Below are 16056 nucleotides of genomic sequence, written 5' to 3'. Positions count from 1 at the left end.
ACGGCACCCCGGCCCCTGGCCGCACCACAGCTTCTCACCGGGCCGTGGCGCACCTTCGCCCGCGGGCTGACGGAGGTTTTCCAGCCTCCGGTGGTGGTGACGCTGCTGCTGCTGATCAGCCCCGCCATCGAGCCGGGTTTCCCGGGAACCGCCTGGTTCGGGGCGTTGGCTGCCTTCTTTACCTGCGTGCTGCCCTTGGGTTATGTGCTGGTGCTGGTCAAGCTGGGTCGGATTACTGACCACCATGTCAGCGACAGGCGCCAACGGACGCCGTTGCTCCTCTTGTCCCTGGTCTCTGTTCTGGCCGGACTGGCCGTGCTCCAGTGGCTGCACGGACCCGCCAGTGTATCGGTCATGATCATTGCCTTGATCGGCGGAATAGCGGTCCTGGCAGTCGTCAGCGCCTTTTGGAAGATGAGCGGCCACGGGTCTGCCATCTCCGCCGCTGCCGTCATTGTGGTCCTGATGTTCGGACCGGCGTGGAGTCCGGTGCTGCTGCTCATCCCGGCCGTTGGCTGGTCCCGCGTGGTGTTGCGGGCCCATACCCTGGGGCAGGTCATCGCGGGATCGCTGTTCGGTGGGGGCGTCATCGCCGGGCTGTGGTGGCTGCTGCGCGGCTGGATGGTGTGATCGTGCGGGCTACTGGAAAGCCAGGCTGCGGCTGCCAGCCCGCCTAGAAGGCCGGGTAGTTGACCAGCAGCGCCTGGAGTTCCGACGTGGACATGTGGTTGGCCATCTCCACGCTGATGCCCATGGCCACGGCAGCCACGGTGAGCATGCCCACCAAGGCTACGGAGAGGAAACGCCAGTCCTTGCGGAAGATGCTGCCCATGGTTTCGGGCATTTCCAGGCTGGGGGAGATCGTGTTGGGGGCGCTGTCCCAGGAGCCGTCATCCAGCAATGCGATCACACGGTCGTTGCCGCGATCCAAACGCATGGTGCTGATGTTGTTGCCGTGGCGGGCAAGCAGGATGTCGTGTCCGACGCGCTGGCGCGGCTGCAGAGTAAGCAAGAAAGATCCCCTGGAAGTTGAGGTGGGTGGAGGTGGCTCACGCCGTTGGGGGCATCTCAATTTTATAACGGTTCAGTTTCTCCACTTGCTCTGAAGACGCAAAAAGCCGGGTGAGTCTCCCCACCCGGCTGCGTGATTCAGCTCGCTTTACGGCTGATCGGTCTTGGCGATGTACACGTCGCAAGGAGCAGTATGGGCCACGGTATTGGCGACGCTGCCAAGGACCCTGCCCAGACCCTGCATGCGGCGGTTTCCCACCACAATGAGTTTCGCGTCCAGCATCTCCGCTTCCTTGACCAACGCCTCACCGGGCTTTCCGCGTGCGGCAGAGAAGGTGACGTTCAGGCGCTCGTCGGTCAGTTGTTCGGCGACAGCCTTTGCCACGGCCTCAGCCTCCGCGGCATCGGAGACGATCCATTTGTCCGTGCCGATTTCCACGACTTCGGTCCGGTTGCTGTCGAAGGCGCTGACCACGCGCAAGGTGGCGCCAAGTCCGATGGCCAGTTGCTGGGCTGCCCTCGCAGCCCTGAGTGCCGTTTCGCTGCCGTCTACTCCTACGATCACGACGTCGGTCATGATGCTGCTCCTTTGGTGGTGGCTTGGATGGCCTCTGCCAAAACAGGGGCCAGGCGGCGGACGCCTTCGGCAATCGTATCCGGAGGCACGGCGCTGAAGGCCAGCCTGAGCTTGTTGGACGGGCCGTCCGCGGGCGTGAACGCCGCCCCGGGGATGAAGACCACGCCGTCGTCGATGGCTTTGCCCAGCAACGGGTACGTATCCACCCCCTGCGGAAGGGTGACCCACACGAAGAAGCCCCCGTCGGGCCGGGTCCAGGTGACCCCGTCGGGCATGTATTCGTCGAGGGCCTTCAGCAACGCCCGGCACCGTTCTGCGTACAGTCCGCGGTAGGTTTCGATCTGGCCTTGCCAGTCGTAATCGCGGAGGTATGCCGAGATGAGCATCTGGTTCAGTGGCGGCGGACACAGCGTCACCGATTCGGAGGCCAGGTAGAACCGGCGCTGCAGATGTGCGGGAACCAGCGCCCAACCAATCCTCAGGCCCGGTGCGAAAATCTTGGAGAAGGAGCCAAGGTAGATGACGTCGTCAGGGTTGGCAGCGCGCATGGGGGCGATGGGATGGCCGTCGAACCTCAAGAGCCCGTAGGGATTGTCTTCGAGGACCAGAATATTCGCAGTGCGGCATATATCGACGATCTGCTGACGGCGTTCCTGCGCCAGCGTGATGCCTGACGGGTTGTTGAAATTGGGGATCGTGTAAAGGAACTTGATGCTTTTGCCTGCTGCCTGGAGCGCCGCGATCCTGGCCTCAAGGACCTCAGGTACCAGACCGTCGTCGTCCATATCGATTGGCTCCACCTCCACCTGGTAGGCCTCGAACGTGTTCAAGGCACCCACGTAAGTGGGGTTTTCCACCAGGACGACGTCCCCCGGGTTGCAGAAGACTTTGGTGGCGACATCCTGTGCTGACTGCGAACCGGCCGTGACCACGATGTTCTCCGGCGTCGCGTCGTTGATGCCTTCGGCGGCCATGATCCGGCAGATCTGCCGGCGCAACTCCTCGGTGCCCTGTCCGCCGCCGTACTGAAGCGCGGTCATGCCTTCTTCGGAGATGATCCGGGCGGCAGTCTGTCCCAGTTTCTCCAGAGGCAGGGACTGCAGGTAGGGATTTCCGCCGGCAAGGGACACGAGTCCGGGCTGCATGGAGATGTCAAAGACATCGCGTACCGCGGATTGTTTGATGTTCGCGGCCCGCGCTGAAAACAGTTCTTCATGCGGGTGCGCGGCTGTGGCGGCACGTTCGATGGCGTCGATGGCTTCAGCGGGCAGCGTGGTGCCGGCATCCAGTGCTTCGTGGGTCACAGTGACAGGATACCCCCGCTGGTTGCCAATAAGGCAACATCTGTTTCCAGACATTGGTGACTTTACGCCGATTGCGCCACGGGCTGGAATGTACCTATGACACCGCACAGAGCATTAGCAGCCAAAGCCGAACTGTTCACCAAGCTCCACGACGCGGGGCCCACGCCGCTGGTGCTCGTGAATGTTTGGGACGCGGCCTCCGCGCGAGTGGTCCAGGAGGCGGGGGCGACGGCGATCGCGACCTCAAGCTCGGCGGTTTCCTGGAGCCTGGGCTTCCGGGACGGAGACCATGTTCCCTGGGGTTTGGCCATGGCTGCGTTGGGCCGGATCGTCGGTGCCACCAAGCTCCCGGTTACCGCGGACATCGAGACCGGTTACGGCCGTACCGACGACGAACTGCGGGCTACGGTCCATGCGGTCCTGGACGCAGGGGCCGTGGGAATCAACATTGAGGACTCCGCCGAGGAGCCACTGACGGACGTGGCCGAACAATCACGCCGCATCGCCCTGATCCGGGCCGCGGCCGACGAACGCGGCGTCCCACTCTTCATCAATGCCAGGACGGACACATACCTCTCCGGCCACTACCCCGAAACAGCCTACGAGGAGACGCTGCTCCGCGCAGGGTCGTACCTCACCGCTGGTGCCAGCGGCATTTTCGTCCCCGGCGTCGTGGACCTGCACGTCCTCCACGAGCTGTGCAGCCACATCCAGGCTCCCGTGAACGCCCTGGCGGGAGTGGGGGCGCCGTCGCCCCTGGAACTGCACGACGCCGGAGTCCGCAGGGTCAGTATCGGTGGCAACACGGCGAAGGCTGCTTACGCCAAGGTCGCGAAGGTGGCCCACGAGATTCTGGGGGACGGCAACTGGTCCGGCCTTGCCGGAACACGCAGCCACGACGAGATGGACGCCTTGTTCGCGCACGGTCCCAAGTACTCGCTGTAACTGCCGCCACGCAAAGTACGACGGCGGCACCTGGCTTTATTGTCGGACCCCGCCGATAGCTTGGGATCAATCAGGCAGAAGGCCCGCAGGCCGGAGTCCCGCAGGCGCGGGAAGGCGACGGAACAGGGCAAGGAAGGGTGGCAGTATGGCCAGGCGCAGCGTCCAGTTCTGGCGCATCGACCAGCTCAACGGCTTCCCCCTCACCCGGCCGTTTCCTGCCCGCCGTGTGGCAGAGGTCCTGGCGAACGCCCGGCAGGCCGGAACGGACAGGCACTTCACCTGCGCTGACGGAACGGTCCTGCTGGCCCAGACTGCAGCCATGTCTCCGGCTCCGGTGCTTGTGCTGGACCGGGTCCGGTATTCCAACCTGCCCAGCGTCGGTGATGCCCTGGGCAGGCGGAAACCCTTGCCATTGGCGCCGGGGGACCACCTGCTGGAAACCACGTACTTCGCCTTCCTGAAGCGCAATGTCATGGCGGTGCTGACCAGCGGCAACGGCCCCAGGCCACCGCGGCTCGCTGAATACCTGGACGGAATGCTGGGACTGGACTTCGGCTTGCTTCCGGTGGTCAGGGAGGATGTGGAGGAGATCCTGGCCCGGCTCGAGGTGAGCCGCTTCGAGTTCGCCCTGCCCGCCGAGCGGCTGACGGGGAAGCTGATGGAGGGTGAGTGGGCCGATGTCCTCGACAGCGCATCACGCCTAATGACGGAAGGGACCTTCCGGCTTTCCCTCAGTGTGGGCCGCTCAGGCACCACGGAGGACAAGCAACGCATCCGGGAACGGATCCAGCGGCTGATCGACCTGTTCCGCAGGTCCGGCTCCGTGGAGCACTTCGATTACGTGGTTGCCGAGGGCAGGGACTCCGTCAATGGAGACCGTGAAATCGTTGATCTCCTCAAGGAGCGGTTTGTCTCGCACGTGGAGGTCGAGTCCGATGTCCTCAACGATCCCGCCAAGTCCACTGCCCAGGCCATCGCCATCCTCAATCGTCAGGCCAAGGACAACGAGGCCTTCTTGGCCAGGACGCTCCCGGAGGTCAGGGGCTCGGCGGAACCGGGGCTCGTCCCGGACCTGGTAGCCGGCGGAATGGCCGCTGCCCGGGAGCTGGCGGCGCGGGAGGAACAGGCGGCGCGGGAGGTGGCCGCGCGGGAGGAGCAGCCCGGAACGCCGGTCTCCGTCGGAGCTGATTCTGCGGGAACACAAGGTGGTGCGGGTCATGAGCTTGTACGAGGTTGATATCCAACGCAGCGGCCGCCGCCGAACACTCTGGCGGTGGTTCCTGTTGCATCCCAAAGCGGACTATGTCTGGGCGCTTCTGCTGGTCCTGGTGTGGTTGGGCCTGGCGGTGCTTGCACAGCGTCCTTTGATGCTGGAGAACGTCGGTACGGACGCCCGGCGCACCCTCTTCCAGACGCTCGCCACGCTGGCAGGTGCTACTGCGGGCCTGACCCTCACGAGCGTGTCCATGCTGATCAACGTTCTGGGCAAGAAAGCCGCTCCCGGACAGCAGGAACTTCCGCTGGAAAGGCTGACCGCCACGCATCGCCGGCAGATAGGCGAGGTCTTTCTGTTCGCCATTCCCGGGTTGGGGCTTCTTCTGGTTGCCGCCCTCACCACCGTGGTTCTGGAAGGTGACCACGCCACCGGCCTGTGGATTCCGGAAGCAGTGGTTTTCGTCATGGCTTTCGCGTCTGCTTTTGCTGTCCTTCGTATCGCCTGGGCATTGCGCCGTGTTCTGGCCATCGCCACTGCCTGATCACGGGGAGGCGGACCTCACCCCACACCAAGCACATCCGCCAGCGTCCGGCCGTTGATGTAGATCTCTGCCCTGGACGCGCCGCTCGCCGACACCACGGTGTGCGTCAGTTGGGCTTCGATCCGCGGAATGTCGCACACACCGCCGGGTTGCAGCGAGCCGCCAAGATTGACCACTACCGTTGACCCGCTGACGTAGCCGGAGAGGAAACGCAGCGACGATCCGGCCAGGGAGTCGTAGAGTCCGGCATCGCTGTCCACGGGCATGCCGGCGTCCAGCAGGCGGCTGAGGGCTACGGTCAGGGGGTCGCCGGGGATCGCCGCGCCGCGCACAGGCACGAGGCTGTCATTGCAACCGAACCGGACGCCCCGGGCGCCGCCGTCGTCCACCGCCACGTAGTAGACAGCCGGTCCCAGGTCGATCGCGTCGGGTGGCAGGGCCGCAGCCCTGGCGGCTGCTGCAGCATCGGACGGCGAAAGTGCTGTGGCGGTTGGCTTCGGTGAAGGCACGACGCCGGTACCTGGCGCCGGCGGGCTGGCCGCCCCGGGCGGGCTGGCCGACCCGGGCGGACTTGTGGGTTCGGACGAACCCGCGGAACCGGATGATCCGGCAGAACCTGAAGAGCCTGAACCCGTCGCAGGTGTATCAGTGGACGGGCTTCCGGGCGCCGGGGGCGCGGTGGTGGGAGATCCACCGGCAGCAGTGGGAGGCAACACCGGACCGTCATCAACGGAAGTGTCGCTGGATGGGGCTGCGCCCGACGCGCCGGGTGGCGTAGCCACTGCTGCGGAGGCCGGAGTGCCGGAAGCGGCCGGGCTCATCGAACCTTCGGGGGCCGTGCAGCCAGCCACCCACAAAGCCACCATGAGGCAGGCAGCCGCGATCGCCGTCGTACTTTCCGATCCCCGCCCGGCACGCATGACAGCCCCACGCTCCTGTCCGTCCACCCGTAGTTCAACGTTAGGCCGATGCCGGCGGCAGGAACATGCCGCTTCGGTGACGGTTAGGACAAGACTTGGTCACGCCGCGAGCGGACACGGCAGCGCCCCCGATCCGCAAGGGGCAAGCAAGCAGAACGGGGGCGCTGGGGGTGCAACGGCTAGGCTGCGGCTTCTTCCTGAACGGCCGTCAGGGGCTCGAAGATGCCCTTGATCTGCTCAACGACCTCTGCGTCGTCCTTCGGGTGCAGTTCAGCGAAGCGGACCATGGAACCGGGAACGGCCAGCTTGACGTCCTCCAGGACCTTGGCGCCGGCAATGCCAACGGCCTTGCGGGCTTCGTCCTGCGCCCAGACTCCGCCGTACTGGCCAAAGGCGGTTCCGACGACGGCGGTCGGCTTGCCTGCCAGGGCGCCGGCGCCGAAGGGGCGGGACAGCCAGTCGATGGCGTTCTTCAGGGAGGCGGGCACGGTGCCGTTGTGCTCGGGGGTGACCAGGAGGATGGTGTCTGCCTTGGAAGCGGCGTCGCGGAGGGCTGCGGCCTCGGCGGGGATCTGGCCCTCCACGTCGATGTCCTCGTTGTAGAACGGGATGTTGCCCAGGGACTCGTGGATCTGGACTTCGACGCCTTCAGGGGCGTTGAGCTGGATGGCTTCAGCCAGCTTCTTGTTGTGGGAATCGGCGCGGAGGCTGCCGACGAGGGTGAGGACGGTGCTGCTGGACATGATGTCTCCTTTGGAAGTTGGGGCCTTCACCGATACTAAACGGACTGCGGTCCGCTTTCTATTCCCGGGTCTAGAATATTTCTTGTGAGCTCGATCCCACTCCAGCCGGAAGTGCCCTTCGGGCCGCCGCACGAGCGCAGTGATGCTGCCCGGAACCGTGAGCGGCTGCTATGTGCTGCCCGGGAGCTGGTGGAGGAGTTCGGCGCAGAAGCACTCACCATGGATGCGCTGGCCTGCAAGGCCAAGGTGGGCAAGGGGACCGTGTTCCGGCGTTTCGGCAGCCGTGCGGGGCTGATGATGACACTGCTGAGCGACTCCGAATCCGAGTTCCAGCGTGGCTTCATGTTTGGGCCGCCGCCCCTGGGCCCCGGTGCGCCTCCGGCGGACCGGTTGGTGGCCTTCGGGGAAGGCCGGATCTACTTCGTCCTGGAGTACGGCGACCTGTGGAAGGCGGCGGGCGCTTCTACGCGGAACCGTTTTGAGGTGCCGGCCACGCTTCTGGCGCATCGACATATCGAGGTCCTGCTGCGCGAAGCCGGCATCGCGGATCCTTGGGTGATGGCGATGACGCTGATTTCCGCACTGGACCCCGAACGGATCGTGAACGACGTCCGGGTGCACGGCGTCTCACCCACGCGGCTTACTGATTCCTGGCGCGACCTCGTCAGCAGGCTGTTGGGCAGCGTCCGCTAGCTTGCCCGGTTGTTGCGGCGGTGACCTGCGCGCCTAAGTAGCTCCGACGTCGTAAATATGACGCAGTCTGCACATAACAATCTGGCTGCAGGCGTGAAACTGGACTCGTTGAAGCAAAACGTGAAGCAGTTATTGTGGTAGTTTCCTCTTGAATGTGACCCATGCCATACCAGGCCGGTGATCACTGAAGGGGTTTGGGGGTACAAGTTCCCCTGCGCCAATTCGTTGCTGACACCGGCCACAGCCGGGAACCGCGGAAGGACGACCATTGAGCTTTGCCAAGATCGAGGGCAGCCGCCCGACATGCTGAAATACCTTGCAAAGCGATCGGGCATCTACCTGATCATGATCTTCCTGACCACCAGTGCGGGCTACTTCCTGGCCGTAACTTCCCTCAAGCCGGCATTGCTGGAGCAGGAAAAGATTCCCCGGCCAACACCGGAACAGGTGGCAGCGTCCTTCCGGGGACTCGGACTGGACCCTGAAAAGAATGCCTGGGAGCGGTACGTCGAATGGCTCGGCGGCATCATCACCCGCTGGGACTGGGGCCGCAGCCCCAACGGCGCGTACGTCAACGCCGAATTCGCCGACCGCGTGATGGTCTCAACGCGGCTGTTCATAGCCTCGATCATCCTGACCCTGATCATCGGCGTGGCCTTGGGCGTGTACTCAGCTGCGCGCCAGTACAAGTACCAGGACCGTGTCATCACGTCCTACAGCTACCTGGTCCACATCCTTCCCGCCCCCATCGCCTACTTCCTGGTTCAGTTGGGCGCCATCAGCATCAATGAGACGGTCGGCGAACGGATCTTCTTCGTCACCGGAATTTCGACGCCGGGAATCGACCCGGGCTGGCCGGCTTTCGTCGACCTTGTGGCCCACTACGCCGTGCCCACCTTCGCGATGACCATCTTCGGTTGGGCGGGCTACCAGATCGCCCAACGGCAATACCTCCTGGACAACGTGAACGCGGACTTCGTCCGCACAGCCCGCGCCAAGGGCCTGACGCGCAACCAGGCCATCCGGCGCCACGCACTCAGGGTCTCCTTCATCCCCGTTGCGCAGAGCATAGCCTTCACCATTCCAGCGATCTTCACGGGCGGCTTCTTCGCCGAAGCGATTTTCGCCTGGCCCGGCATCGGGCTGTGGAGCATCCAGGCAATCGGGCTCCAGGACGTCAACGTCGCCACAGCCACGCTGGCCTATGGTTCGGTGATCTTCGCCATCGGTGCCATCCTGGCCGACTTCGCCACCACGCTGGTTGATCCGCGAGTGAGGGTCCAGTAATGACCAACATCATCGATCCCATCGCCGAAATCGACGAGTCACGCGTCTCGGACCAGGACGTCGTGATCGGGAAGTCCCGCATCATCTTCCGGCGCTTCATGCGCAACAAGACCGCCGTCGCCGGACTCATCATCTTCCTGGCGCTGTTTCTCTTCTCCCTCTTCGGCGGCTTCCTGACGCCGTGGGACAAAGACACCATCGACCCCCTCAACATCGGCATGGGACCGTCCCTCGAGCATTTCTTTGGCACCACGCAGGCCGGGATCGACCTCTTCTCGCTGATCGTCGAGGGCACCCGCATTTCGATCTTCATCGGCCTGATCGTGGGTGGCATTTCGGTCCTCATCTCCGCCGTGTACGGCTGCACCATGGCGTTCTTCGGCGGCAAGGTGGATGCCACCATGCTGTTCATCCTCGAGGCCCTCATCATGATGCCGGCCATCCTGGTGGTGGCCGTGGCAACCAGCGGCGGCGGGGGACTCAAGGACCTGCCCAGCTGGCTTCTGCTGATCATCGTGCTGCTGTTCTTCAGCTGGATGGGCACGGCCCGCCTGGTGCGCTCGCTGTCCATGTCCCTCATGCAGCGCGACTACGTCAAAGCCGCAAAGTACATGGGCGTCCCGTCCCGCAGGATCGTGTGGCGGCACCTCGTACCGAACATCGGTTCCTTGCTGGTCCTCGACTTCACGCGCGGCATCACCGGCGCGGTCCTGGCCGAGGTGGCATTCTCCTTCATCGGCATAGGCATCAAGCTCCCCGACGTGAGCCTGGGTGTCCTGATCGGCCAGGCCACCGGCCAGGTGTCCTCGTTCCCGTGGATGTTCTGGGTTCCGCTGATTGTCATGTTCCTCCTGACCGGCTCACTGGCCATGATGAACGACGGCCTCCGTGACGCCTTCGACCCCAGCTCCAGTTCCATTGGCCGCGCAAAGTCAAAGACCGCAAAGAAGACCAGCAAATGAGTACCAACATCTCCCAGTCGGCCAGCTCCCCGGCACCAGCCGAGCGACTCCGCGACGCCGGGCTCTACGCCCCGGGCGACGCCGTCCTGAGCGTCCGCGACCTCAACGTCCGTTTCAACTCCGAAAACGGCGTGGTCCACGCTGTCCGCGGCGTCAATTTCGACCTCATGCCCGGAAAAACCCTGGGCATCGTCGGTGAATCCGGTTCCGGCAAGTCCGTCACGTCCATGGCCATCATGGGCCTGCTCCCGGAAACCGCAGACATCACCGGCTCGGTGCGCTTCAAAGGCAAGGAACTCCTGGGCCTCAGTGACAAAGCCATGTGCAAGCACCGCGGCAACGATATCGCGATGGTGTTCCAGGACCCGCTGTCCTCCCTGACCCCCGTGTACACCATCGGGAACCAGATCACGGAGGCGCTCACGGTGCACAACCCCACCATGAGCAAACAAGCCAAAGAAGCCCGCGCCGTCGAACTTTTGCGGATGGTTGGCATCCCGAGCCCGAAGGACCGGCTCAAGGCCTTCCCGCACGAATTTTCCGGCGGCATGCGCCAGCGCGTCATGATCGCCATTGCGATCGCCAACGATCCGCGGGTGCTGATCGCCGATGAACCCACGACGGCGTTGGACGTCACCATCCAGGCGCAGGTGCTGGAAGTCCTGCACACGGCGCAGGAGGAAACCGGTGCTGCGGTAGTCATGATTACGCACGACCTCGGCGTCGTGGCGGGCATGGCCGACGACATCATGGTCATGTACGCGGGCAAGCCTGTGGAAACCGGGACTGTGGAGGACATCTATTACAGCCCCCGCATGCCGTACACGCTGGGACTGTTGGGAGCGGTTCCCCGGGTGGATACGTCCACCAAGCAGTCGCTGGTTCCGATCGAGGGAACGCCGCCCAACCTCACCCTGCCGGTGACCGGCTGCTCCTTTGCGCCGCGGTGTCCGTTGGCCAGCCAGGAGTGCCTCGATGGTGAGCCCACACTGTGGCCGGTTACCGCTCCGGACGGCTCCGCCGTCGCCGGTCATCACGCCGCATGCATTAAGTCGGACAAACTGTCCGGCGACGCTGACGCGCACGAGATCTTCCACGCGCCGCCCCAGCCGGTGTCAAAGTTCGACGGCGTCACCCGCCTCGAGCGCCGGAAGGTCCTGGAGCTCAAGGACGTCAAGAAGCACTTCCCGCTCCTCAAGGGGGCCCTCATCAAGCGGCGGATCGGCACGGTCAAGGCCGTGGACGGGCTGAGCTTCGACATCCGCGAGGGCGAGTGCCTGTCGATCGTGGGCGAGTCCGGTTGCGGCAAGACCACCACCCTGCTGGAAATCATGGAGTTCCACCCGGACCAGGTGGGTGAAGTGGTGATCGGCGGGGTCAGCAACAAAGCTGCCACGGACAACAAGACAAAGCTGGCCATGCGCAAGGAAATGCAGATGGTCTTCCAGGACCCAACGGGTGCCCTGGACCCGCGGTTCACGGTGTACGAGGTCCTTGCCGAGCCGCTGGAGAACCTGGGCATGCCCAAGGCGGCCATCCGGAAGCGCATCATGGAGCTTATGCGGCTGGTGGGCCTTCAGCCTGACCACGTCAACCGCTTCCCCAACCAGTTCTCCGGCGGCCAGCGGCAACGCATCGGCATCGCCCGGGCGCTTGCCGTCAACCCCAAGCTCGTAGTGCTGGACGAACCCGTTTCCGCCTTGGACGTCTCCGTCCAGGCAGGAGTCATCAACCTCCTGGACCAGCTCCGCGCCGAACTCGGGCTGAGCTACCTGATGGTGGCCCACGACCTCTCCGTGGTCCGTCATATTTCCGACCGTGTAGCGGTCATGTACCTGGGCAAGATCGTGGAAACCGGACATGTCGACGACGTGTTCGATAACCCCCGCCACCCCTACACCAGGGCGCTGCTGTCCGCGATCCCCGTGCCGGATCCCCGCCTTGAGCGAACGCGGGAACGCATCATCCTTCAGGGAGACCTTCCGAGCCCGTTGGATGCTCCCAAAGGCTGTAACTTCGCGACTCGTTGCCCTGTCTTCGCCGCGCTTCCCCCTGCCAAGCAGGAGAAGTGCCTTAATCTGGAGCCGCCCCTGGCTTCGGAAGCGGATCAGCGTCAGGAATTTGCATGCTTCTTCCCTGACGGAGAGATTGATGCCGACATGCTGGTGGTGCATGCCTGACGACACATGACTCAACTGAACCCTGTATTCAACTCGCAAAATCCTGTCGTAAAAAATGAAGGGTAAACCATGAAGAAGTACACGACGATTGGCGGCGTAGCAGTTGCAGCTGCACTGATGCTGACCGCTTGCGGCGGGGGAACGCCGTCGGGTCCTGCCTCCCAGAAGGCAGAAGAAAGTGGCGGCGACATCAGCAAGCTGATCAGCGTCAACGCCAAGGAAGCAAAAGACTTGGAGCAGGGCGGCACTGTCACCCTGGCTGTGGGCAGCATCGGCCCGGACTTCAATGGTTTCTCCAATGTGGGCAACAGCGCCGACACCTCGGCCCTGATGACCCCGGTAAACGTCGCCTCCATCAACAGTGGCGGAATCGGCGGCTGCTGGAAGCTCGACTTCGACGGCAAGGCCGAGCCGAACAAGGACTTCTGCGAAGAGGTCAAGAGCGAAGTCAAGGATGGCAAGCAGACCATCACCATCAAGGTGAACGACAAGGCGACCTGGAACGACGGAACGCCGATCGACGTCAAGACGTTCGAGAACACCTGGAACATGCTCAAGGGCGAGGATACGTCCATCGATATCGTTTCCGCGGGTGCTTACGCGTTCGTTGATTCGGTCAAGGCCGGCGCCAATGACAAGGAAGTCATCGTCACCACCACCCAGCCGGTCTTCCCGCTGGAAGGCCTGTTCTTTGGCCTGATCCACCCCGCAGTGAACACCCCGGATATCTTCAACAAGGGCTTCGCGGGTGACATGCACCCCGAATGGATGGCTGGTCCGTTCAAGATCGACAACTACGACACCACCGCCAAGACGGTCACCATGGTTCCCAACGACAAGTGGTGGGGCCAGAAGCCGGTTCTGGAAAAGATCGTGTGGCGGCAGATGGAGCCCAGCGCAACGATCGCCGCGTTCAAGAACGGCGAAATTGATGCAGCCAACGGCCGCACCCTGGGCCGCTACAAGCAGCTCGAAGGCACCAAGGACGCCGACATCCGGCGTGGCCAGCGCCTGTTCGCCGGTGGCCTGAACCTGAACGCCAAGCGCCCGGCCCTGACCGACGTCGCCGTGCGCAAGGCGATCTTCACCGCCGTCGACCGCAAAGCCATCCGCGATGTCCGCTTCAACGGTCTGAACTGGTCCGAAGAGAGCTCGGGCTCGATGATGCTCATGCCGTTCTCCGAGTACTACCAGGACAACTACCCCGTCAAGGAATCGGGCGCCGAGGCAGCCAAGAAGGTCCTGACCGACGCCGGCTACACCGCCAATGACAAGGGCATCATGGCCAAGGACGGCGTTCCGGTTGCCTTCAAGATCACCAACTTCGGTGACGATCCCACCACGGCTGCCACCTCCCAGACCCTGCAGAAGCAGCTCCAGGCCGCCGGCATGGACGTGTCCATCGACCAGCGCGGTGACGCCGACTTCGGCAAGGTTGTTGGTACCCGCGACTTCGATGTGACCATTTCCGGCTACACCGTGGGTCCGGACGCCACGGACGCGGTCAAGCAGTACTACGACTCCGCAACCAACGAGAACGGCCTGGGTGACGCTGAGCTCGACGCCGAAATCAAGCGCCTGGCGACCATCGCCGATGACGCCGAGCGCAACAAGGCCGCCATGGAGGTCGAGAAGAAGCACATGGAGAAGTACTTCTCCATGGGTACCGTCCTGAACGGTCCGGAAATCCAGTTCGTCCGGACCGGCCTGGCCAACTACGGGCCGTCGCTGTTCAAGAGCCTGTCCAACGTTCCTGACTGGACCACCATCGGTTGGGAAAAGGGCGCCAAGAAGTAACGCCCGCAGCCTGATTCAAAGAAGGCCGGGACTCCCCGCGACCCATGGTTGATGCCAAGGTCCGCGGAAGGAGCCCCGGCCTTCCCCTTCCCGATCCTCTCTCACCAAAACATCCCTTTCGCCCGATCCTCTATCACCAAAACATCCCTTTCGCCCGATCCTCTATCACCAAAACATCCCTTTCGCCCGATCCTCTATCGCTTTCTTCAGGGGAGTGAGAGAGCATCGGTGTATTCCGGGGGATAGGTGAGAGAGCATCGGGGCAGAAGGGGCGTTAGGTGAGAGAGCATCGGTAGCCTAGGCACATGACTTCATCGAGGATCCGTACTGCCGTTGCGGGCTTTGGTCTGTCCGGCAGCGTCTTCCATGCGCCGTTCATCGCCGTCAACCCTGCCTATGACCTGCCCATCATCGCCACGTCGGACCCCGACCGGCAGGCCAAGGCCGCGGCCACCTACCCCCAGGCAACGATCGTCAACACCCCGCAGGACATCCTGGCCCACGCGGACCAGCTTGACCTGGTGGTCCTTGGCACACCGCCCGCAACCCACTACCCGCTTGCGAAAGCGGCGCTGGAAGCCGGGCTCGACGTCGTCGTCGATAAGCCTTTCGTGGTCCACAGCGCGGACGGCGGGGAACTGATCGAACTCGCCGCGCGGCTTGGCCGCGTGCTCACCGTGTACCAAAACCGCCGCTGGGACGGTGACGCCCTCACCGTGAAGAAATTGCTCGACGCCGGGGCACTGGGTACCGTGACCCGGTTCGAGTCCGGCATGGAACGGTGGGCGCCGGACATCGCCAAAGCATGGAAAGCCGGTGCCGCGGTGGACGACGGCGGTGGCGTCCTTTTCGATCTGGGCTCGCATGTGCTGGACCTTGCCCTCCGGTTCTTCGGGCCGGCGCAGGTCACGTACGCAGAGATCACTGCCCGCCGACCCCAGGAGCGCGCTGATGACGATGTCTTCATCGCCCTCAGCCATGACTCCGGCGTGGTGAGCCACGTGCGCCTGAACCTCACCAGCCATCTCCACGGACCCCGGTTCCGGGTGCTGGGCACCCACGGCGGCTTCGTGAAGTACGGTGTGGACCCGCAGGAGCCGTTTGTCCTGGGAGGTGGGCTGCCCACGGATCCGCAGTACGGCGTCGAGCCTTCCGAAAACCATGGCACTCTGGAAGCCGACGGGCGCCGCAGAACTGTTCCCACAGAACGCGGCGCCTACCCGGAGTTCTACCGTCTCCTCGCGGAAAAAATCAACGACGGCGGTACAGCCTCCGCGCTTCCGGCACCGGTGGATCCGGCGGACTCAGTGGCGGTGCTCCGGCTCATCGAGGAGGCAAGGGCCAAGGCTTCGTCAGCGGGCTGAGGGCCTGTGCCCCACCGCTGTTTGCGAGGGTGCGGCGCTAACCTCTGCGCTGGCCACCAACGAATAGATGGCCTTTTTGTGGTCGTCTTCCTGGAGGCGGCAGCTACCCGTGAGTTGAACGACGTCGGCGGCAACGCCTTGGTCCACCACTGTGACCGCTGTGAACTGCGTCAGGGATCCGGCCTCCGGATGTGTGTACCGGGCTTCCCGCACATGCCACTGACGGCCATTGATCACGGCTGGTTCAGTACCGAGCAGAACAGCATCCGGCAAGGTGGCCATGAAGGCATCCACGGAGGCAGCAATGTCCTGCAGCTGATAGCCGGGGGTGCGCCGGGACACGGAGATCACCACGTTCGCCGTGTATTCGCCGTCGATGACCGGGCCCTTCAGCGCACCGAGGGCATCCGGGACCACATCCGGCGTCCACTCTGCAGGGGGAGTGAGAGAGATGGCGGGGTAGGCAGGGAACGTAGCGGACGGAAACACTTGCTGCGAGGTCATGGGGCCCTTTCG

General features: G+C 63.9%; 16 protein-coding genes. 10 read left to right on the top strand and 6 right to left on the bottom strand.

The features are described from left to right. Window positions 1–15 precede the first annotated feature (15 nt). Entirely contained in the window at window positions 16–630 is a 615-nt protein-coding gene (locus ACPFL9_RS19625; protein WP_426007617.1) for a phosphatase PAP2 family protein, read from the top strand. 43 nt (window positions 631–673) lie between these two features. On the opposite strand, the gene ACPFL9_RS19620 is transcribed toward ACPFL9_RS19625, so the two are convergent. The 3 genes from ACPFL9_RS19620 to ACPFL9_RS19610 all read right to left on the bottom strand — a co-directional run bounded on the left by ACPFL9_RS19620 (window position 674) and on the right by ACPFL9_RS19610 (window position 2892). Then, a complete protein-coding gene (locus ACPFL9_RS19620; RefSeq protein WP_426004685.1) occupies window positions 674–1012 on the bottom strand; it encodes a hypothetical protein in 339 nt (112 codons plus the stop codon). A gap of 147 nt (window positions 1013–1159) precedes the next feature. Beyond that, window positions 1160–1588 (bottom strand): universal stress protein, encoded by a 429-nt coding sequence (locus tag ACPFL9_RS19615; protein ID WP_426004684.1) that lies wholly within the window; start codon window positions 1586–1588, stop codon window positions 1160–1162. Continuing rightward, window positions 1585–2892 (bottom strand): PLP-dependent aminotransferase family protein, encoded by a 1308-nt coding sequence (locus tag ACPFL9_RS19610; RefSeq protein WP_426004683.1) that lies wholly within the window; start codon window positions 2890–2892, stop codon window positions 1585–1587. Before ACPFL9_RS19610 ends, ACPFL9_RS19615 begins: the two co-directional genes overlap by 4 nt. A gap of 96 nt (window positions 2893–2988) precedes the next feature. On the opposite strand from ACPFL9_RS19610, the gene ACPFL9_RS19605 reads away from it, so the two are divergent. The 3 genes from ACPFL9_RS19605 to ACPFL9_RS19595 all read left to right on the top strand — a co-directional run bounded on the left by ACPFL9_RS19605 (window position 2989) and on the right by ACPFL9_RS19595 (window position 5594). Continuing rightward, the gene (locus ACPFL9_RS19605) at window positions 2989–3837 is read left to right on the top strand and encodes an isocitrate lyase/PEP mutase family protein (protein ID WP_426004681.1); all 849 of its coding nucleotides are present in this window, start codon (window positions 2989–2991) and stop codon (window positions 3835–3837) included. Between the two features lie 145 nt (window positions 3838–3982). Next, entirely contained in the window at window positions 3983–5074 is a 1092-nt protein-coding gene (locus ACPFL9_RS19600) for a hypothetical protein (RefSeq protein ID WP_426004680.1), read from the top strand. Next, a complete protein-coding gene (locus tag ACPFL9_RS19595) occupies window positions 5055–5594 on the top strand; it encodes a hypothetical protein (RefSeq protein WP_426004678.1) in 540 nt (179 codons plus the stop codon). Before ACPFL9_RS19600 ends, ACPFL9_RS19595 begins: the two co-directional genes overlap by 20 nt. Window positions 5595–5611: 17 nt before the next feature. On the opposite strand, the gene ACPFL9_RS19590 is transcribed toward ACPFL9_RS19595, so the two are convergent. Beyond that, window positions 5612–6514, bottom strand: a complete 903-nt coding sequence (locus ACPFL9_RS19590) for a GerMN domain-containing protein (protein WP_426004677.1) — start codon at window positions 6512–6514, stop codon at window positions 5612–5614. 179 nt (window positions 6515–6693) lie between these two features. Further along, complete coding sequence (locus tag ACPFL9_RS19585; RefSeq protein ID WP_426004675.1) at window positions 6694–7257, bottom strand: NAD(P)H-dependent oxidoreductase; 564 nt, start codon at window positions 7255–7257, stop codon at window positions 6694–6696. An 84-nt stretch (window positions 7258–7341) separates the two neighbouring features. Between ACPFL9_RS19585 and ACPFL9_RS19580 the strand changes: the two genes are divergently transcribed. The 6 genes from ACPFL9_RS19580 to ACPFL9_RS19555 all read left to right on the top strand — a co-directional run bounded on the left by ACPFL9_RS19580 (window position 7342) and on the right by ACPFL9_RS19555 (window position 15540). After that, a complete protein-coding gene (locus ACPFL9_RS19580) occupies window positions 7342–7950 on the top strand; it encodes a TetR/AcrR family transcriptional regulator (protein ID WP_426004674.1) in 609 nt (202 codons plus the stop codon). A gap of 303 nt (window positions 7951–8253) precedes the next feature. Further along, the gene (locus ACPFL9_RS19575; RefSeq protein WP_426004673.1) at window positions 8254–9237 is read left to right on the top strand and encodes an ABC transporter permease; all 984 of its coding nucleotides are present in this window, start codon (window positions 8254–8256) and stop codon (window positions 9235–9237) included. Continuing rightward, on the top strand, window positions 9237–10199 hold the full coding sequence (locus tag ACPFL9_RS19570; protein ID WP_426004672.1) for an ABC transporter permease: 963 nt from the start codon (window positions 9237–9239) through the stop codon (window positions 10197–10199). The genes ACPFL9_RS19575 and ACPFL9_RS19570 overlap by 1 nt, the downstream gene beginning before the upstream one ends. Next, window positions 10196–12379 carry a dipeptide ABC transporter ATP-binding protein gene (locus ACPFL9_RS19565; protein ID WP_426004670.1) on the top strand — a complete coding sequence of 728 codons (2184 nt, stop codon included), beginning with the start codon at window positions 10196–10198 and terminating at the stop codon, window positions 12377–12379. The genes ACPFL9_RS19570 and ACPFL9_RS19565 overlap by 4 nt, the downstream gene beginning before the upstream one ends. Window positions 12380–12448: 69 nt before the next feature. Continuing rightward, a complete protein-coding gene (locus tag ACPFL9_RS19560) occupies window positions 12449–14176 on the top strand; it encodes an ABC transporter substrate-binding protein (RefSeq protein ID WP_426004668.1) in 1728 nt (575 codons plus the stop codon). A gap of 305 nt (window positions 14177–14481) precedes the next feature. Beyond that, entirely contained in the window at window positions 14482–15540 is a 1059-nt protein-coding gene (locus ACPFL9_RS19555; protein ID WP_426004667.1) for a Gfo/Idh/MocA family protein, read from the top strand. Here ACPFL9_RS19555 and ACPFL9_RS19550 read toward each other — a convergent pair. Beyond that, a complete protein-coding gene (locus ACPFL9_RS19550; RefSeq protein ID WP_426004666.1) occupies window positions 15529–16044 on the bottom strand; it encodes a hypothetical protein in 516 nt (171 codons plus the stop codon). The genes ACPFL9_RS19555 and ACPFL9_RS19550 overlap by 12 nt on opposite strands. Between the last annotated feature and the right edge of the window lie 12 nt (window positions 16045–16056).

The organism is Paenarthrobacter sp. NyZ202 (genome assembly GCF_049860755.1).
Classification (GTDB): domain Bacteria; phylum Actinomycetota; class Actinomycetes; order Actinomycetales; family Micrococcaceae; genus Arthrobacter.
This window is presented reverse-complemented; position numbering and strand designations above follow the sequence as displayed.